General features: G+C 45.9%; 18 protein-coding genes and 2 pseudogenes. 1 reads left to right on the forward strand and 19 read right to left on the reverse strand.

Translation table 11 applies throughout. The annotated features are described in order from the left end of the window. Positions 1 to 24: 24 nt before the first annotated feature. From ald to gabT, 12 genes are all read right to left on the reverse strand, one after another. A complete protein-coding gene (ald, locus tag G519_RS0113720; protein WP_029195187.1) occupies positions 25 to 1,140 on the reverse strand; it encodes an alanine dehydrogenase in 1,116 nt (371 codons plus the stop codon). A gap of 122 nt (positions 1,141 to 1,262) precedes the next feature. Further along, entirely contained in the window at positions 1,263 to 2,918 is a 1,656-nt protein-coding gene (locus G519_RS0113725; RefSeq protein ID WP_036632889.1) for a PucR family transcriptional regulator, read from the reverse strand. A 186-nt stretch (positions 2,919 to 3,104) separates the two neighbouring features. Then, the gene (locus tag G519_RS0113730; protein ID WP_029195189.1) at positions 3,105 to 4,256 is read right to left on the reverse strand and encodes a DUF2264 domain-containing protein; all 1,152 of its coding nucleotides are present in this window, start codon (positions 4,254 to 4,256) and stop codon (positions 3,105 to 3,107) included. Continuing rightward, a complete protein-coding gene (locus G519_RS0113735; RefSeq protein ID WP_029195190.1) occupies positions 4,249 to 5,370 on the reverse strand; it encodes a glycoside hydrolase family 88 protein in 1,122 nt (373 codons plus the stop codon). Before G519_RS0113735 ends, G519_RS0113730 begins: the two co-directional genes overlap by 8 nt. 7 nt (positions 5,371 to 5,377) lie before the next feature. Beyond that, on the reverse strand, positions 5,378 to 6,406 hold the full coding sequence (locus tag G519_RS0113740) for a LacI family DNA-binding transcriptional regulator (protein WP_029195191.1): 1,029 nt from the start codon (positions 6,404 to 6,406) through the stop codon (positions 5,378 to 5,380). A gap of 561 nt (positions 6,407 to 6,967) precedes the next feature. Continuing rightward, on the reverse strand, positions 6,968 to 7,750 hold the full coding sequence (locus G519_RS0113745; RefSeq protein ID WP_029195192.1) for an SDR family NAD(P)-dependent oxidoreductase: 783 nt from the start codon (positions 7,748 to 7,750) through the stop codon (positions 6,968 to 6,970). Between the two features lie 145 nt (positions 7,751 to 7,895). Further along, positions 7,896 to 8,981, reverse strand: coding sequence for a Gfo/Idh/MocA family protein (locus G519_RS0113750; protein ID WP_029195193.1), 1,086 nt, complete (start codon positions 8,979 to 8,981; stop codon positions 7,896 to 7,898). A gap of 33 nt (positions 8,982 to 9,014) precedes the next feature. After that, positions 9,015 to 10,097 (reverse strand): Gfo/Idh/MocA family protein, encoded by a 1,083-nt coding sequence (locus G519_RS0113755; RefSeq protein ID WP_029195194.1) that lies wholly within the window; start codon positions 10,095 to 10,097, stop codon positions 9,015 to 9,017. Between the two features lie 152 nt (positions 10,098 to 10,249). Next, on the reverse strand, positions 10,250 to 10,927 hold the full coding sequence (locus G519_RS42935) for a hypothetical protein (RefSeq protein WP_051253380.1): 678 nt from the start codon (positions 10,925 to 10,927) through the stop codon (positions 10,250 to 10,252). Positions 10,928 to 11,072: 145 nt separating this feature from the next. Then, a complete protein-coding gene (locus G519_RS0113765; protein ID WP_029195195.1) occupies positions 11,073 to 11,327 on the reverse strand; it encodes a hypothetical protein in 255 nt (84 codons plus the stop codon). Between the two features lie 427 nt (positions 11,328 to 11,754). After that, positions 11,755 to 13,179 carry an aldehyde dehydrogenase family protein gene (locus tag G519_RS0113775; RefSeq protein ID WP_029195197.1) on the reverse strand — a complete coding sequence of 475 codons (1,425 nt, stop codon included), beginning with the start codon at positions 13,177 to 13,179 and terminating at the stop codon, positions 11,755 to 11,757. Between the two features lie 7 nt (positions 13,180 to 13,186). Beyond that, positions 13,187 to 14,554 carry a 4-aminobutyrate--2-oxoglutarate transaminase gene (gabT, locus tag G519_RS0113780; RefSeq protein ID WP_029195198.1) on the reverse strand — a complete coding sequence of 456 codons (1,368 nt, stop codon included), beginning with the start codon at positions 14,552 to 14,554 and terminating at the stop codon, positions 13,187 to 13,189. Positions 14,555 to 14,834: 280 nt separating this feature from the next. Between gabT and G519_RS42940 the strand changes: the two are divergent. Continuing rightward, positions 14,835 to 15,418, forward strand: a pseudogene (locus tag G519_RS42940) (pyridoxal 5'-phosphate synthase lyase subunit PdxS); the annotation flags it as partial. A gap of 290 nt (positions 15,419 to 15,708) precedes the next feature. Here G519_RS42940 and G519_RS0113795 read toward each other — a convergent pair. The 7 genes and pseudogenes from G519_RS0113795 to pckA all read right to left on the reverse strand — a co-directional run bounded on the left by G519_RS0113795 (position 15,709) and on the right by pckA (position 22,957). Beyond that, a complete protein-coding gene (locus G519_RS0113795) occupies positions 15,709 to 16,479 on the reverse strand; it encodes an SGNH/GDSL hydrolase family protein (protein WP_029195201.1) in 771 nt (256 codons plus the stop codon). A 306-nt stretch (positions 16,480 to 16,785) separates the two neighbouring features. Then, positions 16,786 to 16,983 (reverse strand): annotated as a pseudogene (locus G519_RS0113800) (Glu/Leu/Phe/Val dehydrogenase dimerization domain-containing protein); the annotation flags it as partial. Positions 16,984 to 17,282: 299 nt separating this feature from the next. Then, complete coding sequence (rpoN, locus tag G519_RS0113805) at positions 17,283 to 18,593, reverse strand: RNA polymerase factor sigma-54 (protein ID WP_029195203.1); 1,311 nt, start codon at positions 18,591 to 18,593, stop codon at positions 17,283 to 17,285. Between the two features lie 275 nt (positions 18,594 to 18,868). Beyond that, positions 18,869 to 19,834 carry a class II fructose-bisphosphatase gene (gene glpX, locus G519_RS0113810; protein WP_029195204.1) on the reverse strand — a complete coding sequence of 322 codons (966 nt, stop codon included), beginning with the start codon at positions 19,832 to 19,834 and terminating at the stop codon, positions 18,869 to 18,871. Positions 19,835 to 19,879: 45 nt separating this feature from the next. Then, positions 19,880 to 20,680 carry a pyruvate, water dikinase regulatory protein gene (locus G519_RS0113815; RefSeq protein ID WP_029195205.1) on the reverse strand — a complete coding sequence of 267 codons (801 nt, stop codon included), beginning with the start codon at positions 20,678 to 20,680 and terminating at the stop codon, positions 19,880 to 19,882. A 15-nt stretch (positions 20,681 to 20,695) separates the two neighbouring features. Then, positions 20,696 to 21,307 (reverse strand): helix-turn-helix transcriptional regulator, encoded by a 612-nt coding sequence (locus tag G519_RS0113820; RefSeq protein ID WP_036632893.1) that lies wholly within the window; start codon positions 21,305 to 21,307, stop codon positions 20,696 to 20,698. Between the two features lie 81 nt (positions 21,308 to 21,388). Then, a complete protein-coding gene (pckA, locus tag G519_RS0113825; protein WP_029195207.1) occupies positions 21,389 to 22,957 on the reverse strand; it encodes a phosphoenolpyruvate carboxykinase (ATP) in 1,569 nt (522 codons plus the stop codon). Positions 22,958 to 23,178: the final 221 nt, after the last annotated feature.

Raw genomic sequence — 23,178 nt, forward strand, 5'->3', positions numbered from 1 at the left:
GAAAGTCCTCATAGTTTGCAAGCTCTATTGCAACAGCGAGTAAATATCAGTGTACGTGTAGCCATGTGCCTCAGCTACAGCTTGGTAAGTAACATGACCGGCGACCACGTTGATGCCCTTTGCAATCGCTTTGTTGTCCAGAGCTGCACGCACATAGCCCTTGCTTGCTATTTGCAAGCCATACGGTGTTGTCACATTTGTCAGAGCCAGCGTGGACGTACGTGCAACAGCTCCTGGCATGTTGGCCACCGCGTAATGAATGACACCATGTTTCACATATGTCGGTTGATCATGCGTGGTTATGCGGTCAATCGTCTCGATGGACCCGCCTTGGTCAATTGCCACGTCAACGATAACGCTGCCAGGACTCATCATTTTGACCATGTCCTCTGTCACGAGACGTGGTGCTCGAGCTCCTGGAATAAGGACAGCCCCAATGACCAAATCAGCGTGACGAACGACCTCGGCGATGTTGTAGGGATTGGACATAATCGTCTTCACGCGACCTTGGAACTGATCATCCAATTGACGCAGGCGATCTGGATTCAAATCAACGATGCTCACATCGGCGCCAAGTCCGATGGCCATTTTCGCCGCATTCGCACCAACAATCCCGCCACCGATGACAGCTACCTTGCCTGGCTCAACTCCCGGTACTCCACCTAGCAGGATACCTTTGCCGCCATGTGCTTTCTCCAAGAAGTGAGCACCGATTTGAACGGACATACGTCCAGCCACTTCACTCATTGGTGTCAGCAGCGGAAGGCTGCCATTGTCCAATTGAATGGTCTCATAGGCGATTGCTGTTACTTTGTTATGAGCTAAAGCGTGCGTCAATTCGGCCTCAGGTGCAAGGTGTAAATACGTATACAAAATCAAACCCTCGTGGAAATAACCATACTCTTCAGGGAGCGGTTCTTTCACTTTAACGACCATATCTGCCGTCCATACTTCAGCTGCTGAGGCAACGATGGTTGCACCTGCTTCTGTGTAATCTTCATCTGTGAATCCGATGCTTTGACCTGCTAAGGTTTCGACGATAATGTCATGCCCTGCTTTTTTGTAAGATAGTACGGAGCTAGGCGTCATGCCGACACGAAACTCATTATTTTTAATTTCCTTAGGAACCCCAATGATCATTCTGCATCTACCTCTCTGGATGATCCCATAAAAAATGGATCAATCTTATCTCGTCTCCAAGTATAAGACCGATCCATGGACGTTCCATTAGACAAATTGTAAAAAATGTTTACAAAATCTTTTCACATTTTTATTTCCGGATTCAAAAGCTGATATGCCCGTATCCCCACCTGCAGCGCCAAGCGCTTTTCCGGCAGCATGTAGTCGGCTCCAAGGAGCTCTTCTATTTTTTCCAAACGGTAATACAGGGATTGTCGGACGATAAAAAGCTGCTGGGCAGCGATTTGCTTAGAACCATCCGTGTCGAGGTAAACCTTGAGCGTGCGCAGGAGCTCGCTGCCTTTCATCTGATCATGATCGATGATCGGTCCCAAATAGGTGCGGACAAAAGATTGTAATATCTGTTTATCTGGAATGTGAAATAACAATTGAAATACGCCTAGCTCATCAAAAAACAATACCTTCCCTTGCAGTGTTGGAGCAAGCGAAATCGCTTGAAGCGCCTCTTGGTAGCTAATGTGAGCTTGCAAAAAACTTCGATTACTCTGTCCAACGCCAATGGTTAACTTGATCTCATCCTCGGCTTTCAGGTATTGAATGGATTGGAAAACCTGCTGAAGGCGTTCTTTGGACGGTCGTTTTTTTGTTGCTTTATCAAAGGCTACGACGACGAGCCGATTATTTTTCAACGTGATCAATGGATGAAAGGAATGCTGCTCGAAAACGGATCTTACAGCAAGTGAAAGATGAATCCCCGAAGACTCCACACCCTCCTCTTCCGTGTTTTCCCCCTCCGCTTGTTCATGCTCAAACTCGATTAAGATAACGTGATAGGGAAGCTCGTTAAGCCGCTTAAATTCAGTCCCAATCAACACTTTTATTTGCTCTTCGTCACGAATCCGCAGATGCAGCAGATCATCAACCCAAAGCGTCTGTGAATACAATTTACGCTCCTCGATATAGCGTTTGCGCAGCAAATCTTGTGCGATAGACAATGAGGCTGAGTCTAGAATTAAGTATTCATATTCCTGCGGCTTTCGGCTGAAAACCAGGATAATATGCGCCCATGTTTTGCCCATTGCCCCAACGGGTTGTACGATAACCGTTTGACCCTCAACTTCCATCACGGAAGGAGCCGCTGTATTACCATTATTCGGGCTTTCGACCAGACGACTTTCTAGAAATTCCAACCACTGTCCTGACTCCCGGCTCCCTAAATGAGGGATAAACTTGGGCTGTCCATTCAGAGGAACATAAATAACTTGAGCTTTGGTACTGCTTTGCAGCAGCCCCAGTACATGAGAAACACCTTGTGAAGATAGTGTCATTCGATGGAATTCTCGCGATATTTTCTCCAAATCCTGAAGCGCTTTATGGTGTTGGTTGATGATATGCGCATGAATATCCTGCGTAATGTCGATGAATCGCACAGCTTGCGGAAAAATAATGAGCGGGAATTGATAGGATTCCGCCGCTTGTATCCATTCTTGTGGCACTGAACTCAAGTAATGTCCCATTTCAATGCAGAGGCATGACACGTATTTATTGATCAATTGCTCCAGATACGTCATGAATAAATCCGTATCGCTCTTGAAGGCAGCCCCTGTCGTAAGGATCATTTCTCCGCCTTGCAGCAGTTGTTCAAACTGAATCACTTCAATGATATGTACCCAGCGGACTAGACGTTGTATTCCCTCTTTACCTGCCGCGATATAGGCATGCTGAAAAGTGGGCCGTCCCAGTACTTCCTGCAGCGTTAATTGATAATTTTGATTCAAAGGAGTCACTCCACTTTCTTTCCACTCATATCTAAAAGTTATCCACAACCGTCCAATTAGGCTATTTGTGGATAAATACGCTTCAGCAGCTAATTGACCTAAGTTCAAGCTAGTTGTCATTCTAAGTTTACACGAAAAAAGCGCCTGTTTCATTAAGAAACAGAACGCTTTTTATGCAACAATCGATTATAACGCTTTATCAATGGCAACCGTTTGCCCTGACCATACCCTCTGAGACGTCCAAGGGGTATCTGCCCCCTGCCAAAATTCGTCATCTGCTGGCAATCCTAACGGAAGGAAAACAGCTGAACATAAGTACAGGCTGCCTGTGGAAATATACGTTTCGCCAAGCTCAGGCTGGTGTCCGCATAATCCAATCTTCAGCCAGCCTGCCTCATCGAAGGTGCCTGGGGCTTCAATCAGCCTGTGAATGACCGAACTTAGTGCGCATCTCACTTGAGCTGGCGCAACACCATCGGGTAGTTCACGTCGCAGCGACATGTGTGCAAGTGATTGAAAAGCGCCAAAACGATAAGCAAGCGACCGACCAGTAACAGGAAACGTCCCCTCAGGTGAAATCGATCGTTCCTGCACGGCCGCATAACGCCGTGCTCTAATCAAAATATTCTCGCGCATTCCAGCCCAATCATCGTAATGCCCATGTACATGCTCAACGATATCAACCAACATGGGTTGAATGACGAAACTGTTGTAATAATCGGCATGATAGTGCGGACCATCGCCGTACATCCCATCACCTAGATACCACTGCTCGTGCTGTTTAAGGGCAAAATCCACGCGCATGGCATCCCAATCCTCGCCAATCACCCCTAAAGCCGTTTCGGTCATAGCAGCGAACAAGAGCCAGTTGTTGAAACCTGGTTTGCGCGTTCTTGTTGCCTTCATGGCTTTCACCAGATTGCCCTGAACGCGGCTATCCAACTGATGCCAAAGCGTATTAGGGGCTCTTAGGATCGCATTAGCCAGGAATGCTGTATCTACAATCGGCTGCATGCCTTTGGAAAAGTTCAAAAAATCAGGCGACTCTGGATCCGTCGCAGCGTCCAGACCAGCTCGGACTAGCTCGCCGTAGTGAATGCGTAGCTTCTCTTCCTCGGCATCTTGAGCTGGACTTTCTAACCACGGTGCCATGCCTACCAGTGTTCGTGCGAATGCTTCTAGATGCGAATACTGGAGCTGCTCTTCTTTTTTATTCTCTACTGGCATTGTTGCGCGCAGCTTTCTAGATGCCAATGCCTTTATCACAGGATCAGCGATGCGTTGCATCGTAGCCAACCAATATGCACGGTCATTGCAGGCTGCAGCTTGATTACTCATACCAGTAACCTTTGATTCCTTTTTCCATCCGTACGAGAGCTTCTAAATAGTAATAGTCACCCCAGATCATGTAATCATCTGGAGCACTTCCACCACGAACGTGATAGGAACCGCGTTCGATGAAGCCTTGAGCATCAGGCTTGCCAATGGTTGCGTAGGATTTAACTAGCCCAGTCATGGAGCGCTGAATCGCATTTTCCAAATATGCACGGTCAGCATCATCAGCAGCCAAGTGTTCCAATAGCTCTAAGGCTCCCGCTGAAGCAATCGCAGACGCTGAGCTATCACGGTTCGTTTCTGCGTTCACCGGCGCATTGAAATCCCAGTAAACCACATCATCCTGCGGCAAGCGGTCAAAGAAGTAACGCGCTAAGCGCTTGGATGTTTCTAAGTAAAGCGGGTTTTTCGTATAGTAGTACGAAAGCGCGAATCCATAAATTCCCCAAGCTTGACCGCGAGTCCAAGTTGAACCATCTTGATACCCCTGATGCGTTCCGCCATGAAGTGGTTCACCACTCTCTTGATCAAAGTAAAACGTGTGGAAGGATGAATCATCGCCGCGAACCAAATAGCGGCGGCTCAAATCCGCATGAATCACGGCAACCTCCTTGTATTTGACATCGCCAGTTTGCTCGTATGCCCAGTACAAAAGTGGTAGGTTCATCATGCAATCAATGATGATACGTCCTCCATTTTCTTTGTCCCCTTCAGGACCCCAAGCTTGAATATATTGACCCTTCGGTCTCCAGCGCTTCATCAGCACATCGGCAGCTTGCAGCGTAAGTTGTTTCGCAGCTTCATCTTTCTCAATAATCCATTGCGCTTTAGAAGATAGAGAATATAAGAACCCGATATCGTGGTGATCTAGTGCAACATTGTTTTCCAGTCTGCGCTTAAAGCTCTCCACTGTTTTCTGAGCGGCTTGCTGGAACGCTTTGTCACCGCTATATTCGTAGCCAAGCCACAAAATACCTGACCAGAAGCCGTCTGTCCAATCTGTATTCGGATTCAAATGATACACATCGTTCTCACTAACGTGAGGAAATAAATCCCCAAAACGTTCGATATTCACTTTCGTTTTTTGCAAAGCATCTTCAATGGCTTGTTTCCACATGATCGATTCACTCCGTTTTGTATGATTTGGTTGATTCTCGTTCTATGAAAGTAAGCGGGACCTCGATCTCACGTTCCTCACCTGACTCAGCCTTATTGCCAAATTTATGCAGCAGTTTGTTAATGGCCGATTGGGCTTGATAGCTATAAGGAATGTCCCAGCTTGATATACCTGGATAACTTTGTTTAGCAATATAATCGTTATTAATTCCAATAATCTGAAGCTGGCTTGGAATCGCAATTCGCAGCTTATTGGCTGCCGATAAGAGCCGCAGGGCAACATGGTCATCAAAAGCGATCATACCTACGGGCATCGCATGGCGCTGTAATAAGCTTGAAAGAAAAGCTTCCATATCCAAATCTTTCGCGTCCACGATCTCATGAATGACATCGCTTGCATATTGCCGGATCCCGGCATTGAAACCCTTGCGGCGCTGCTCGTCGATGACTTTCGAACCTATACTGCCCACATAGCAAAGCGCTTTACAGCCACGTTCTACCAACAATTTAGTGGATTGTTTGCATGCCTCGGCAAAGCCTAAATTCACTGCACCTAACGCAATATCCTCCGGCCAGTTCCAACCATTAATAAGGACTAATGGTGTACCGCTGTTTACGATCGAACGTGTAGATTCGAATCCCATGGCTAGACCATGACAAATCAATCCGTCTACTCTGCGCTGCAGCAAAACTTCGAGATTTCTCCGCTCAATATCCGGATCGAATCCCCCAGAGGAAAACACAGATAAGTGATACCCCGCATTATGTGCTTCAATCTGCAAATGCTCAGCAAGCTCTCCATAGTAATTCGTTAACCCTGGTAAGATGAGGCCGATCTCATACGTCTTGCTGCGGCTTAACCCCGCTGCCATCGTATTCCGCCGATAACCTAATTGCTCAGCAGCCAATTCTACCTTGCGTATCGTCTCCTTGGACGAACGAATACCACCTCGATTCAGCACATTGGAGACTGTGGCAATGGATACTCCTGCTGCTGCCGCCACTTCTACAATTGTGACTTGTTTAGGCTTGCTCATACTTGTTTCAACTCCGCTTTGTTAAACGTTTAACATTCTCTATTAGCTTAAATTGAAACGTTTAACCTGTCAAGAGATAAAATAAATGCATCTATTAGAGACTTTTGTATGGTAATAAGACAAAATCCATATGAATCACCTTCAGATCCACAGCACACGCTGCGGATCTATTTTTGTGATCATTTACATAAAAAAAAAATAAAACCTTTTATACTTTTCTTACGTAATACTGTTTATGCATGACATTCTTTCAGGGTTAGGGAGGTTTCTTGCTTATGACAACAACACTCGCTTTTCACCAAACCGCTTCGATCCGAGACGCAATCTCCATGTTGGTCTGGTATCTACGAAAGAAGCGAAGAGCATAACATACTCGTATCACCATGAAAAAATACATTCTTATACACGCCCATGACGTCCAGTAGGACGGAAGCGTTTGTCGAGATTGAATGGAAAAAGGCTGCTCCTCTGAAGAATGAATTTCTTCCAGAGATGCAGCCTTTTTACTGTTTGTAATGAATAAAAGATTATGGGTTAGCACCCTTCGATTCGCTTATCAACTTAGAGAGCCGCACTCTTACCGCCATCTATATTGACGGAAGTGCCAGTAACATAAGAAGCTGCATCCGAGGATAAGAAGGTGATCACATTAGCTGCTTCCTCCGCATTCCCAATTCGGCCGAGCGGAATGTCATGCTTGGGATCCGATGCATACTCTTCCCAAGTCTGCTCTGGCGCCTCGCGCTTCCAGCCTCTCTCAATTTGGCTGCTGCGAATTTTCCCAATGCAGACGGTGTTCACACGAATCTGGGCGGATGCCAGGTCTTTGCTCATCGCATTCGTTAATGCAAGGCCTGCGGCACGGCTGACCGATGTTGGCAGCGAAGAAGCAGGTGGTGTTTTGGATGCGGAAGTCGTTATATTTACAATAGAACCGCCTCCTGCTTGACGCATGTAAGGGATTGCATAACGGGAGCAATGAATGGCTCCAAATAATTTCAACTCAAGATCTTGCCGCCATAGCTCCGTGCCTACCTCTTCAAAAGGCTGGGCTGCAGACGTACCCGCATTGTTTACCAGAATATGTAAACCCCCGAATCGCTGAATGGTTTGTTCCACAGCACGCTGACAGTCGGCTTCCGAGGTCACATCCGCTTGAATCGCAAGCACCTCACCCTCTGTCAAATTAGCAATATGGACAGCGGCTTCTTGAAGCTGCTCCTTATTCCGAGCGAGTATCGCAACTTTAGCTCCCTCTCGCGATAAGGAAATCGCTGTTGCCAATCCAATTCCTTTACTTCCCCCAGTAATCAAAGCTACCTTGCCCTGTAATCCCAAATGCATCGCTTCACGCTTCCTTTCCTTCAATTCTTAGTTGGGTCCTTCAATAATTCTAGCATACTCCTATTCCACTTCTTTTTTCAAATTTCAATGGGTTTAAAAAAGAGGAGCCTAGGCTCCTCCTGATAAATCTTATAGCTTTGACGCACTATTCATTCAAATAAACGGCTTTCCCTGTGCGTGCAGACTCATAAATCGCTTCAAGAATTTGTGAAACGACATATGCTTGCTCAGGTGTCACAACAGGATCGATATCATTTTCAATGGCTTTAATCCATGTACGCATTTCCAAATCTGCATCACTTTCCTTAGCGCCGTCATAGAAAGCAACACCGCCTGCTTTCAGATCCACCTCAGTTGTAAATAAGCGGCTATGTTTCTCACCGTTGATGCGAAGCCCGCCTTTCATATCAGCTCCGCCTTCCGTACCGCTTAATGAGCATTTAGCCTCATCGACTTCAAGCGTATTCAGTGCCCAGCTGGATTCCAGCATAATTGTAGCCCCGTTTTCCATGACGATCATACCGAAAGCAGAGTCCTCCACGGTGAATTTACTAGGATCCCAAGGCCCCCAAGCATTGGCCGCATTTTCTTTTTGAGACAATTCGTGGTACTTCGTTCCCAGAACCACTTTCGGCTTGTAGTTGTTCATCATCCAAAGCGTTAGATCCAAAGCATGTGTACCGATATCAATAAGCGGTCCTCCGCCTTGCTTTTCTTCATCCAGGAATACGCCCCATGTTGGAACTGCGCGACGACGAATGGCATGCGCTTTCGCGAAATAAATTTCGCCAAGCTCCCCTTCCTCACATACGCGCTTCAAATGCTGGCTATCAGCCCGGAAACGGTTGTTGTAGCCGATTGTTAGTTTCTTGCCAGTACGCTTCGCAGTTTCAACCATGCGCTTAGCATCCGCTGCTGTTTTGGCCATTGGCTTCTCACACATCACATGCTTGCCAGCTTCTAGCGCAGCAATGGCAATTTCGGCGTGTGAATCATTCGGTGTTAACACATGAACGATATCAATCGTCGCATCCTGCAAAAGCTCTTTGTAATCCTCATATACTTTAGCGGTTTTAGAGCCATATTTCTCAGCGGCAGTTTCAGCCTTCTCTTGCACGATGTCACAGAATGCGACCAATTCAACATTCGAAAGCTTTTTCAAACTTGGTAAATGCTTGCCGTTTGCAATACCTCCACAACCAATAATACCAATACGGAAAATACGTGACATGAGAATACCTCCAGAGTAATGTGTAGTTTTGAGTTAATTAGGAAGTTCGATCGTAACTTCGCGTTTAATGAGCGATGAACGAATAATGCCATCAATAATGGCTTGATTGCGAACGATCTGTTCGCCAGGAATCGGTGCTGGTTTGCCATCCCGGACAGCCTCTACGAAATCGCGGACCTTCTCGTTAAACAAATTCAGCTTATGATCAATCAGCGGAATTTGGCTTTCCGTGTGATGTCCGCGAACATCGTGGAAATACGCAATGGAACCCACATTTCCATCAAACACTCCGCTCCATGGCCCTTTACCGGCAGGTGTTACTTTGAGTCCGCCATCCGTACCAAGGAATAACGTTGGTCCTAGCGTGTCCATATGCATCGCCCAGGAAATTTTGAAATTCAGCACCAGATCGTCTTCAAAACGGATCATCGCCACACCGAAATCTTCCACATCGAATCGACTAGCTTCCTTATGATATAACGGATTCGTTCCAAAATAGTTGCTGCTGTAAGCGGATACGGTAAGCGGTTTCGGATACCCCATCGCATTCAGAGCCATATCTAGTGAGTAGCAACCGATATCAGCCATTGCTCCTGCTCCGGCGATTTCCTTGCTAATAAATGTACCGCCAGGCATACCTCTGCGGCGTCCGCCGCCTGTTTCAACATAATAGACCTTACCAAGCTGACCAGACTGAACCACGTCCTGAATAATCTTCATATTCGGATCATATCTCGGCTGGAAACCAACATTGAGCATGAAGCCCGTTTTCTTCGCCGTTTGCGCCATCTCGACGGCTTCTTCCAGCGTGACGGACATCGGCTTTTCCAGCATAACGTTTTTTCCTGCCAATAAAGAATCTACCGTCGTCCGATGGTGAGCCACATTCGGTGTGCAAATGCTTACCCCATCAAGGTCTAATTCCAACAGCTGCCGATAATCATCAAAGGCTTGTGCCGAAGGAATTTGCCAAAAATCAATGAATTGTGCCGCTTTGCCTGGTACCGCATCTGCTACCGCTACAATCTCTACGTCAGCTAGCTCACGATAGGCTCTGACATGAGCGCCAGCAATACCGCCGCCTCCAATAATGCCGATCTTCAACGTTTTGTTCATCGAGTTTACCTCATCGCTATATGATATTAAGACATCTGTCATAAATGTAGCATAGGAATAACGATATTTTTAGTCTAACTTTAGGACAATGAGGTTAAGAAATTACGACACAAAAAACCAGACGGGTGTTAACCCTCTGGTTAATTATGTTTCTATGATGACTCGCTTCCTCTTGCTTTCCTTTGCGCATCCTCCAGATAACTTCTGTAGGCTTGCCCATCCGGATGATTACGGGTTAAATCCTCATAGTAACGAGTCACCTTCTGAAAATAATACGAATACACATCTTGCATGGGAACAAGTCTGTAAGGATCCCATCGATACGTTTCCACATTGTAAGCCTGATCCCTTTCATGCCCCCACAGCGCTATTTCGCAAAGACCGTCTCTGCTGCCATCACGACCAGGCATATCTTCAATCTCCAGATGATTGTAGAAAGTTCCTGGAGGAATCAGCCGTTGGAAACCGGTTGGTGTCCACTGCACGATATCGAGCTCGGAGGAGGATTCCCGCTCATTTTTCCAGCCAATAATCAGGTCCCAACCTTCTCTACGTGACACAGGAGCAGCCGCGAAATCCGTTACAGCTTGGATTCTACCCGTTGCGGCAGAGGCGATTGGGAACCAGTTACCGGAATAGTTTTTGAGCGAAAATAGATACTGATTGTCTAAATATCTATACATGGCTGTGATTTCAGGGTGACCATCGCCATCTACATCCGCGTAAATAATAGCCGAGGGGCTCCCCTCCCTCTTCAATACGACAACCTCGGCTTCCTGAGGTATACAGCTTCGGACGACGGAATGGAAATCAATCGGGGTCAAACTCATCGTTATCCCTCTTTTCGCATCATACTCAACTAAAGTATATGCGGTAGAGAACTTGGCCCATGAGTGGCAGTCACAACATATCGAGTAGATGCTAATTGATCATATTGTGCCGCAAACTTTTAGATAATGATGAATCTCTTCCCAACTAATCACTTCCCATTAAGATCGTATACATGCTCTCTCCCATATCAGCAAGTATCATCCCCGGAATGATTTCATCACCCGGCTGCACATGAAGTCCTGTTACAACACCGTTGTATTCCGCTGAAATATGAACTAACTTCTCCGCTGTTCTGATTACAAATATGGATTCCCCTTCATACACATAGGAGGACTCTTGGCTAAGAACACTCTCAACCATTCCACGAAAAGGACTAATCACCTCATATTTGATAAACATTAACAACCCAACTCCTTTTAGCTTGCTGTTTTTTCTGTAAATAATCTAGCAATAACCATTCCAACATCTTGAATATGCGTACTGAAAATATGATTTCCATGGAAAAAGCACCTCTTGCTTTTGAGCCGTTATGCATATTTGGGTTAATTATGAAAAAATGCATAATCGTTTTTACCTTAATTTCATTGCCTACCCATTTTTTATGCAAACTTTCCCAGTATAGATATGGATTACGTTTTGAGTGGACTTCATTGTTCCATTCTTTTTTTGCGCATAAGAAAAACCTGAGGCTCCGTCTCGGGTCCTTTGACTGATCATACATTTGCTGGATGGCGCGGCGGGCTGTTAGCGCCTTTCGCTTATTGAGCGGGCTTGCATATCTTCAAAAAAAACTGACGCCGTCGGAACTCGCGTCAGTTTAATATGATTACAACTTCAGACTGATTAGCTTCAGCTCAGTCATTTCTTCCACCGCATATTTCACACCCTCGCGGCCGACGCCACTATCTTTGAGCCCTCCATAAGGCATGTTGTCGACGCGGAAAGTCGGAATGTCGTTGATCATCACTCCGCCTACCTCTAAATCTTCTGCAGCTCGTAATGCTGCATTGATATCGTTCGTATAGATGCCTGCTTGCAGACCAAACCTAGAGTTGTTGACGGCTGAGACAGCTTCATTCAACGTGGTAAAGGGAGTCAATGTCACTACGGGTCCGAAGACCTCTTGACACGAGACCGTCGCCGTTTCAGCTACATTCGTCAAAATCGTTGGCGGAAATAGGCTCGGTGACAATGCTTTGCCTCCAGACAGAGCAATTGCTCCACCCGCGATTGCAGCGGATACCCAGCTCGCGATGCGGTCGACCTCTTTGCAGGAGATTAAAGCTGACATGTCTGTAGATTCCTCAAGCGGATCACCAATAACCAATTTCTCTACCGCGGTTTTGAACATAGCTGCAAACACTTCGTATTTGCTTTCATGAACATAAATACGTTGAATGGAGATACATACTTGACCGCTGAAGGAGAAAGCTCCCAGTACACAACGATCCACTAGTTGCTGTGTTATGTCCACATTACTGTCGATAATTACGGCTGAATTAGATCCTAACTCTAGAGTAACTCGTTTAAGCCCTGCTTTATTCCTCATCGCAATGCCCACTTCAGGGCTGCCTGTAAATGTGATAGCCGCAATTCTCCGATCGCGAACCAGCTTCTCGCCAATGACTGATCCTTTGCCCGGGATAACGTTAAGAGCTCCTGCAGGTAAACCGGCTTCCAGCATGATCTCCGCTAGCGCAAGTGAGCTTAACGGTGTTTGGCCGGCTGGTTTCAATACAACCGTATTGCCAGCTGCAATCGCTGGCCCCACTTTATGGGCAACAAGGTTGAATGGGAAATTAAATGGTGTTATGGCTCCCACAATGCCAAGCGGTTTCCGCACGGTGAACGCTAGACGCCCCTCGCCACCCGGTGCGGCATCTAGGGGGACAGTCTCGCCATGAATGCGTTTAGCTTCTTCTGCAGCAAATTTGTAAGTGTGAATCGTTCGAGAAATTTCCGTTCTCCCTGTTCTTATCGGTTTGGCCGCTTCCATCGCCAGCAGACGGGCTAATTCCTCTTTGCGTTCTTCCATCAGAAGCGCAGTCTTCTCCAAAATTGCTGCGCGTTCGTGAGCAGGCATTTTCTTCATAATCGAACTTGCAGCCTCAGCTGCCAGGATCGCTTCTTCTGCATCCTCATCATTTGCTTGAGCTACTTGAGCAATAAGTTCCCCGGAATACGGCGAGAATAAATCGGTATAGACGGTAGCTTCTTTCCATTTCCCATTAATAAATAAGTGTTTTTTCATACGAACATCATACCCCCATCGTTGATTTGGCAGGAACTAACTTCCTCAGAACCTCGCCGATAATATCCAATCCCTCTTGAAGCTGCTCATCTGTGATGACCAGCGGCGTGAGGAAACGCAGCACATTGCCTTGAACGCCTGCACTCAGCACGATGACGCCCGCTTCATAGCAAGCTTTTACGCAGCTAGCCACCAGCTCTTTCGAGGGTTTTCCTGTCGCCGGATCCACAAACTCTATTCCGCACATCGCTCCAAGTCCTCTCACATCGGCAATGTGTGGAACATCTTTTTGCAAATTTATAAAAAAACTGCGGATTTTATCGCCAATGATTTTGGATTTCCCTGGGAGGTCATCTCGCTCCATCATTTCAATAACAGCCAAAGCTGCCGCGCATCCTAACGGGCTCCCTCCGTAGGTTCCTCCTATTTCCCCGGGCCCAGGCGCATCCATAATCCCAGCTCTGCCGACCACAGCACTAATAGGAAGTCCCGCCGCAATCGATTTAGATAACGTCATTAAATCCGGCTCAATATCGAATTGACTAGAGGCAAACATCGTACCTGTCCGTCCAAAACCTGTCTGAATCTCATCCGCGATAAAAAGAATGTCATTCTGCTTACAGATCTTATAAACACCTTGCACAAAAGATTTGGGAGGCACAATAAATCCGCCTTCTCCCTGTACAGGCTCCATAATAACCGCGGCAATCTCTTCTGGTGCCACTTCCGTATACAGGAAGTCTTCAAACTGCTTCAGGCAAAAATCTGCATATTCTTCTTCCGTCATCGATCTAGGACGGTTGAAAGGATACGGGAACGGAGCTTTATAGATCGCCGGAGCAAAGGGTCCCATGTTAAATTTATATGGCTTTACTTTACTAGTCAGCGACATGCCAAGTAAAGTGCGTCCATGAAACCCGCGAGTAAACGAAACGATGCCTGTTTTCCCTGTATATTTTCGAGCGATCTTCACCGCATTTTCTACGGCTTCCGCGCCACTGTTCAGAAAAATCGTCTTTTTCTCGAAGTTGCCTGGCGTGATTTCATCTAATTTCTTGGCAAGCTGCACGTAAGGTTCGTACATCGCAATATGGAAGCAAGTATGCAGATATAATTCTGCTTGCTTTTGAATTGCCTTTACAACTTCTGGCGGGCAATGCCCTGCATTTAATGAACCGATCGCACCAACAAAATCCAAAAATACATTGCCGTCTACGTCGTACAATAAGGCCCCTTCCGCCTTTTCAACAAAAATTGGCGTATTATTGCTAACTCCCTTAGGTACATATCTTTTTCTTTGCTCAAGCAGTTCCAGTGATTTAACTCCTGGTACTGAACTTGAGATAGATACAAATTGTCGATTATTAGTGCTCATATTAAGCATCCTCCTTATTAACAACGCTGAAATTAGCATATGTATATACTTCCTAGCAATAATGATGCCACTTAGCAGAAGATTTTTAGCTCACGTTTAACAGCCCCTCTGATAGGACTCTTTAAATAAGTTGAAGATGCATTTTTGAATAATCCATGCACAAATGCATGTACTGGCTTCAATTATCCTGTTATCCCTGATCCATAAGGTTGGCATACAATTTGCTAGTATAGGGGTATCGTACCATTCATGTAGAATTCATCTTGCAGGAGGAATATACAACATGACACAAGTAACCGTTCCCTTTGTATGCGGCGCTAGAGATCTAGGAGAAGCACTCCGTCGAATCGGCGAAGGCGCTTCTATGATTCGTACGAAAGGCGAGCCAGGTACTGATAATATCGTTGAGGCCGTCCGTCATATGCGTACGATGCAGCAGCAAGTTCGAAAAGTGCAAAGTATGTCTTATGATGAATTGATGGCTGAAGCCAAACAACTTGGAGCTCCCTACAATTGTTAGAGCTAGTGCATAGAACTGGTAAGCTCCCCGTTGTCAATTTTGCGGCAGGCGGTGTAGCAACACCTGCGGATGCAGCTTTGATGCATCTAGGATCGGAAGGCATCTTTGTCGGTTCCGGCATTTTTAAATCTGAATGTCCAGATATATTTGCCCGCGCCATTGTCGCAGCGACTACCCATTACACAGACTATGTACTAATAGCCTCCGTATCCAAAAATTTAGGCACCGCCATGAAAGGAATTGAACTTTCTACCTTACAACCAAGTGAGCTTATGGCTCAGCGCATGCTGGTAGTCGTGTTGTTGGTAGTAATTGACTCATTTCATACATCTACGCTGAAATAATTGTATAAATTCATAGTTATGATGGTTCGTGAAAAACACGCCGCTTTCCTATTCAGCATTTACTGCTTGGGGAGCGGCTTTATTTTTTACCCCGCCTGAACTCTTCGAAATAAATCAAAACCCTTTTTATTTACACCTTGCGTTTTCACGAATCGTGTAGCGTCATCAACATCCTATTTATATTAAGTATTTTAAAATAGGCATTCTCAACTCTACTGCCCGTCCCTCAATGAAATAAAAAAAGGAACTGCTTCAATGCAGCTCCTGAACTATCGTTCTCCGTCCCTCGGTCAATTTAGTTTTAAAGCCTCAGAATTCGGCTTGACCAGCTGGCCGGATATTTTCTGAGCGACTGCATCAGCGATTGTCCGGTAGCCTGCTTCATTCGGATGGATTGTATCCTGAATGAAAGGATGCTCCGGCCTAACCTGCCGCCCAAATACGAGGCTGGGTATATCGAGAATATCGACGCGTGGATCATAGTCCCGGAAGCTATGATACACGTCCCAAAGTTGATCGGAGTAAAGCTGCGCGTTCTCAATATCTAGATGAATATAGCTCCAGCGATTCACTGATAAGAATGGATTCGGTATGCGCAGCAGCACCCCACCGTGAGTTTCCTTCAAGAGTCTGTCCACGACGAGCTTCAGATCGGCTTTAATCTGCGTAGAGCTACTTTCTCGAATGTCGTTGATCCCATAAGAAACGACATACAAGTCTGCCTGGTCTTGAATCACATTGTCAAGAGTATTGCCGTGGGTAGCGATTTGGTTAACAAAATGATGCAGCGTATTGCCGCTGGAGCCGCGGTTACGGATTCGTGCCCCTTCCAGAACGCCTCCGGGAGCCCCATAGATCTCTGCCAGCTGTTCATATAGTCCCTGCGCCGCTTCTGTCGTACTATCGCCGACAAAGTTGATGAGCTTACCTGATTTGGATCTCTGATAGAACGTTTGAATCGATTCGTCCGTCATCCCGAAGGACGAAACAGGAAGCGGCAGCGAGAAGATCAAGGAGAACGCCAAACCGAGCTTCCACCAGTTCATTCTGCTATGCATCATCCTGATCATTCCTTTCTAGAAAAAAGTTGAAATGTCATAATATTATTTACGCAAATCTGTTTCCTCACTCACTAATGTTCCTGTCGCAAGTCCCTTCATAAACTTCCGGTGTCCTCGTGCCGGACTTTCATAAGACTTCACCGCCAGTAGACCGAACAGCTCTCACTGCAAAAACTATTGTGCGCTCACAAAAAAAGAAAAAGACAGCTCCATTGGGAACCGCCCTCTGTACGAAGTTTAACTCTCGTTAGCTTAACCTGGCAGCGGCGTCTTAGTTGTTTATTAATCTATAGTTTTCCGTTCTTTGCCGATGGCATCGTTATGCTGAGATCGGTACCCGGCAAATATTTTCGTGTTGCCATCGTCCATCCGAACCGGAATCATTACTTCTAGAAATCGGATCGGGTCTTTTAACAATTCATAAACGGGTTCGGGATACAGCAGTAAGTCAGTCGCTTCTTTTAATAGGGATTGAAAGGCGGTTAACGGATTTTCAACTTCCATACTTTCATTTGAAGATGTAGCAGGCACTGTTTCTCTTTTTGCGTCGATACTTAGCATCACGGGCACCTCATTCAGTGTATTTTTCTTGATATCTTGATATCTTTATCTATCAGCAAGAACAGTGCCAAGGCTTAATATAGGATACGGACAGGGTTTAACCGCGATATGTAAGCTCTTTAACTGCAGAATCCTTTTAGGACTGACCCGCATTTTATGCATATTTGAATAATAACTACTTTTTGCATAGCTTCAAGACAAAGAAAACCCGCCGAGAGGAATTGCCTCTGGCGGGTTTATGCTTACAATATATTTTTACGTAATGCAGATGATAGAATATGCATCTCTTCACGATATTTGGTCACCGTTCTGCGTGAAATGCGAATGCCCTCTTCGGTTAAGATTTCTACAACCTTTTGATCGGAATACGGCTGTTTCTTTTGTTCCTGTGAAATGAGTTCCTTGATTCTTATCTTGATTGTTTTGATAGACGTTAGTTCACCTTCATCCGATTGCAGCCCCGAGGAAAAGAAATATTTTAGCTCAAGCACGCCATAGGGGGTTCGAATGTACTTGTTTTGAACGGTTCTACTTATTGTAGATTCATGGAGATCAAGCTTTTCTGAAATCATTTTTAGAGTTAAGGGTTTTATGCCTCGTACGCCGATCTCTAAAAACGCCAGCTGTTCTTCAAAAATAGCACGAATGACCCGGTACAGGGTCATCTTCCGCTGCTCCAAGCTGCGCACAACCCAATCGGCAGTTTTCCATTTTTCTTTTATAAAAGAAACCGCATCTTGACAACCTGCCTGCTGGATATGGCTATAATAGTCCGTATTGACTGAGGTCTTGGGGATTGCACCCGCATTCATTTGGATCACGATGTTCCCTTGCTCTTTATATATAGTGGCATCGGGAATCATATAAGATTCTTCGATCCAGCTGAAGGCCTTACCAGGCCGTGGATTCAAATTGCGAATATAAGTGACGATTTCCTTCACTTGCATGAGAGTTGCACCTAACTGCTGCGCAATCTTATCCAGCTTCATCTGAGCAAGCTGCTGCATATTTTGGCTGACCACTTCAAAAGTGCCATGCGGCGCTGCGGGATCCCTAGAAATCTGCAGCAATAAGCATTCCTGCAAGTCTCTTGCTCCTATACCTGGCGGTTCCAGCGACTGTAGACAAGATAGCGCTACTTCAACAACCTCTTTTGGCTTATTCAAAAATGTGCTTACTTCCGAAATAGATAGGGGTAAATAACCTCGATCATCTAAATTTCCTGCCAGATAAGCTGCCGTCTTATATACATCATCGGGAACCCCTGCTATCCGCAGTTGGCTGAGAAGACACTGTTCCAATGTTTCCTCTTTCGCCTTCGCCTTCCATAGCGGATCTGAGATTGACCCCGACAGCTGTGAAGATTTACCCGTTTTCAAAGAAGAACTTGTGAAAGATTCGATGTCCAGTAAGGGGTTTTCCAAGGCTTGCTCTTGGAGGTACTGCGACAACTCATAGCTTGATAATTGCAATATATGAATGGACTGCTGCAGTTCAGGAGTCATCGTTAGCTTTTGGTTCTGCACTTGCGTTAGACTATAGCCTGTTTTCATACCTAGTTCCTCCTTGATTTTGCCTTGGTAACACTTTTCGTGGTGAGCATGCGCTCCATCAATTGAAAACGCTTACGAATATTATAAATCTATTATAGCTCATTTTAGATCCATTTGGCTTATGGAAAAATTAGATCCCATCTATTTTTCAAGCAAGAATCGTGCCAACCGAATACAATATCTCATAAAAGCTGATCCTTTGTTATAAACACAAAGAAATCTCTCCTTAATTCAAAGAGAGATTTCTTTGCATATGTAGTTCTCTATATGCCTGCTCAGGCGCTCCCGAGGTGGTACTCATGCATCTGATGAGCACATTGAATGAAACGAACCGTCTGAGTTTGCGCCCTCATAACGACCGAATGTGTTTCTGCGCGACCGCCGAATAAAAATTTAACACCGCTCAGGAAGTCTCCTGAGGTCACACCCGTTGCTGCAAAATAAATGTCAGATTCGCCTACCAATTCGCGCATTCCAAGCACTTTGGAAGGATCAACAATCCCCATTTCCTTGCATCGCCCCATTTCTTCGTCATTCTCCGGGAGAAGCCGTCCTTGAAATTCGCCTCCCATACAACGTAGGGCAGCGGCTGCGAGCACACCTTCCGGTGCGCCTCCGGAACCTACGTGGAGATCAATGCCCGTTTCTGGGAAAGCTGCTGCCATAGCACCCGCAACATCGCCATCATTCAGCAAATGAATTTTGACACCCAGCGTCCGTAAAACAAGGATTTTATCTGCATGTCTCTTACGATCCAAGATGGAAACGGTCAGCTCTGTTATCTCTTTTTGTAAAAGTGCAGCGGCCTTTCTAATCGTTAATTCGAGGGGGTCATCCAATTTCAGTTGACCCACCAAACGCGGTCCTACTGCCAGCTTTTCCATATACATATCCGGTGCATGCAGCAGGTTCCCTTTCTCAGCAATGGCTACAACGGACAGGGCATTGTTCCTGCCGCTGGCTACAATATCGGTACCTTCGAGCGGATCAACAGCCACATCATACTCGGGACCCAACCCATTTCCTACAGACTCACCGATGAACAGCATCGGGGCTTCATCCATCTCACCTTCACCAATGACAACTGTTCCTCGGAATGGTATGGAGCTAAAAATAGAACGCATAGCAGAAGTTGCTGCCTCGTCAGCGCTGTGTTTATTCCCTTTTCCCGTCCAACGTGCGGACGCTAAAGCCGCAGATTCTGTTACTCGTACAATTTCCAGAGACAAATCTCTTTGCATACATCATTCACCCTTTCTATTAGGAAATGTTGGCTTCCTGGCTGGCTATCTGTCTGCTAGAATCAGACCAGCCGTTTCTTCAATGGCTTTCTCACTGACATCGATGATCTTACAACCAAGCTCACGATATAAATTCATTGCAAATGCCAGCTCTTCTTCGACTCGCTCCCCAGTCGCATATTTAGCGCCAAAAGGAAGTCCGACCGCTTTCAGACGTTCCGTACGAATACGTACTAGTTGTTCGGGACTCATCGTCAAACCAATCAATTTACTCGGGTCTAGCTCATATATAATTGCAGGCGGCTTTACCTCAGGTACAAGCGGGTAATTCGCCACCTTATAGCCTTTGTGCGCCAAATAAATACTGAGTGGCGTTTTGGAGGTTCGGGAAGGTCCGATTAACACAATCTGCGCTTGCTTCATAGCGTTTGGGTCCTTGCCATCGTCACTGTTTACCGTGAACTCTACCGCTTCCACTCGTTGGTAGTATTGTTCATCAAGCTGATAAAGCAAACCGACTTTCCGCTTTGGGGATCCCTTAAAGGTATCTATGAAAGCCTGCATCATGGGTCCCATGATATCAATGGCATTTACACTTAAACGTATAGCTTCCTGCCGCATCATCTCTCTAAGCTCAGGCAATACTAACGTATAAGCAATGAAACCATCCACTTTCGCTGCCTCTTCTACTAAAGCGCGCACTTCATCTTCCGTTCGGATAGATCCGAAACGTCTGACTTGCACTTGACTTGCATTAAATTGGCGGATCGTTGCTTGTACGACAGTATTCGCTGTTTCCCCTACTGAATCCGAACAAACGAAAATCGTATGGATCTTCTCTCCCACTTACACTCCCCCTGATTAAGTACCCAGCGCTACATCAAGCAGCAATTTGGTCATTGTTGTTTTCGTAATTCGGCCAACCACTTCATCTGGCTCTTGATCAGCCTCACTCTTAACCACAGGCAGCCCATCTACTTGATGATGAATCATTTTCCGCGCTGCTTCTAATACACTGTCTTCCGGGTTTACCGTCACAACATTCGGATGCCTTGTCATGACTAGTGAAACGGGCATTGTATTTGCCGTCGCTTGCCCAAGCGTAACCTTTAGCAAGTCCTTCCTAGTAACAATGCCGGCTAATACCCCCTGCATATTTACAACAATCAAGCTTCCTACATTTTCGAGAAAAAGAGTTACTACAGCGTCGCTTACGGTGGCGGTTTCCCTTAGAACAATAGGGATTCCCATGACATCCTTAACTTTTACAGCTTCTATATGTTTGAAAGGTGAATCTACTTCAAGAGCAGCCGTTCCTAGGAAATATCCTACCTTTGGTTTGGCATCGATATAGCGAAGCATGACCAAAACAGCAAGGTCGGAACGAATGGTTGGACGGCTAATTCCAAGCAACTCAGCAATTCGCTCCCCTGTAATCGGTGCATGCTTTTTGACGAGATCGATCATTTCCATCTGTCGGGATGTAAGCTCTATGATGTTTCCCTCCTTTCGTAAATCTTGTCTTACCTAATTCTAACTCAACTAATGTTCGTTTTAAATCTTAGGTCCAGCAGCGATGATACGTTCATCGACACCAGCGAATTTTTGGAAGTTGTTGATAAAACGCTGCGCTAATTCCTTCGCCTTGACGTCATATCGACTTTGATCTTGCCAAGTGTTCCTTGGCAGCAAGAGCTCGCTCGGAACCCCTGGTACCGCATCAGGACATAACAGACCGAAGAACGGAACTTCCGTGAACGTCGTCTTCTCCAAGCTGCCGTTTAAAGCAGCTGTCACCATCGCTCTTGTATACCCCAAATTCATACGTTCGCCTTCGCCGTAAGAACCGCCGACCCAACCCGTATTAATGAGGTATACGTTGGCCTTATGTTCTTCGATTTTACGCCCCAGCATTTGTGCATAAACGTTAGGACGAAGCGGAAGGAATGGCGACCCGAAACAAGTAGAAAATGTTGCTTCTGGTTCCGTAACTCCGCGCTCTGTACCTGCCAGCTTTGACGTGTAACCAGACAGGAAGTGATACATCGCTTGTTCTTTCGTAAGCTTGGATATAGGAGGCAGAACGCCGGAAGCATCTGCCGTCAAGAACATGATCACATCAGGATGACCGGCAACTCCCGGTATCTTCACTCCAGGGATATACTCCAGTGGATAGGCTGCGCGTGTATTCTCCGTAATCTGCGTATTGCCGTAATCGGCAATGCCGCTAGTTGGATCAATCACCACATTCTCCAAAACCGTGCCGAATCGGATAGCTTGCCAAATCTGCGGTTCCTTCTGCTCGGTAAGGCCAGCGCATTTTGCGTAGCAGCCTCCCTCGAAATTAAACACGCCGGTCTCCGACCAGCCATGCTCATCATCGCCAATGAGACGACGATTCGGATCTGCGGAAAGAGTCGTTTTCCCTGTGCCTGATAACCCGAAGAACAAGGCTACATTTCCTTCTTCACTAACATTGGCCGAGCAATGCATAGGTAGAACTTCTTGACCGGGCAAGATATAATTCAAGACGCTGAAAATGGATTTCTTCATTTCACCGGCGTACTCCGTACCGCCAATCAGAACAACCTTTTTCTCAAAGGAGAGGCAGATGAACGTTTCTGATCTAGTACCGTCAATGAGAGGATCCGCTTTTAAACCGGGTAGAGCAATAACGGTGAACTCCGGCTTATGCGCCAGCAGTTCCATCTGACTCGGACGAATAAACAGTTGTCTGGCGAACAAATTGTGCCAAGCATACTCATTGACTACCCGAATCGGCAGCCTGTACGCCGTATCTGCTCCTGCAAAGCCATCAAAGATGAACAATTCTTTCGTCGCCATGTAGTCTTGCGCTTTTTGATACAACCGCTCAAATTGCTGCTCCGACATCGGCTGATTCACGGCTCCCCAATCGATATGATCCGTTACAGAAGCTTCATTTACAATGTATTTGTCTTTGGGAGAACGCCCTGTATACTTACCAGTGTTCACTTGAAGCGCTCCAGAGGACGCGAAAGACCCTTCTTTGCGCTCGATGCTCATTCTCATTAGCTCTGACACTGACAAATTGTAGTGGGTGGCACCTGCTCTTAGCTGTTCAACCTTTAGTTCTATGCTCATTCTCCCATTCCTCTCATCCATAAGGTATCATTTATATAGTGTGTTCTATTTATTATATAGTGTACATTATATAACGAAATAAGTGAATATAATATTGTTTATAGCACATAAAATAATTTTTTATCACCATTCGACACAAATAATACACAATAATACGAAAAACTCTCCTTTCACTCCATCTGAAGGAATGAAAAGAGAGTCCTGTAAGAAGACAGCTTTAT

It is taken from the genome of Paenibacillus alginolyticus DSM 5050 = NBRC 15375 (genome assembly GCF_000422905.1).
Taxonomy (GTDB): domain Bacteria; phylum Bacillota; class Bacilli; order Paenibacillales; family NBRC-103111; genus Paenibacillus_E; species Paenibacillus_E alginolyticus.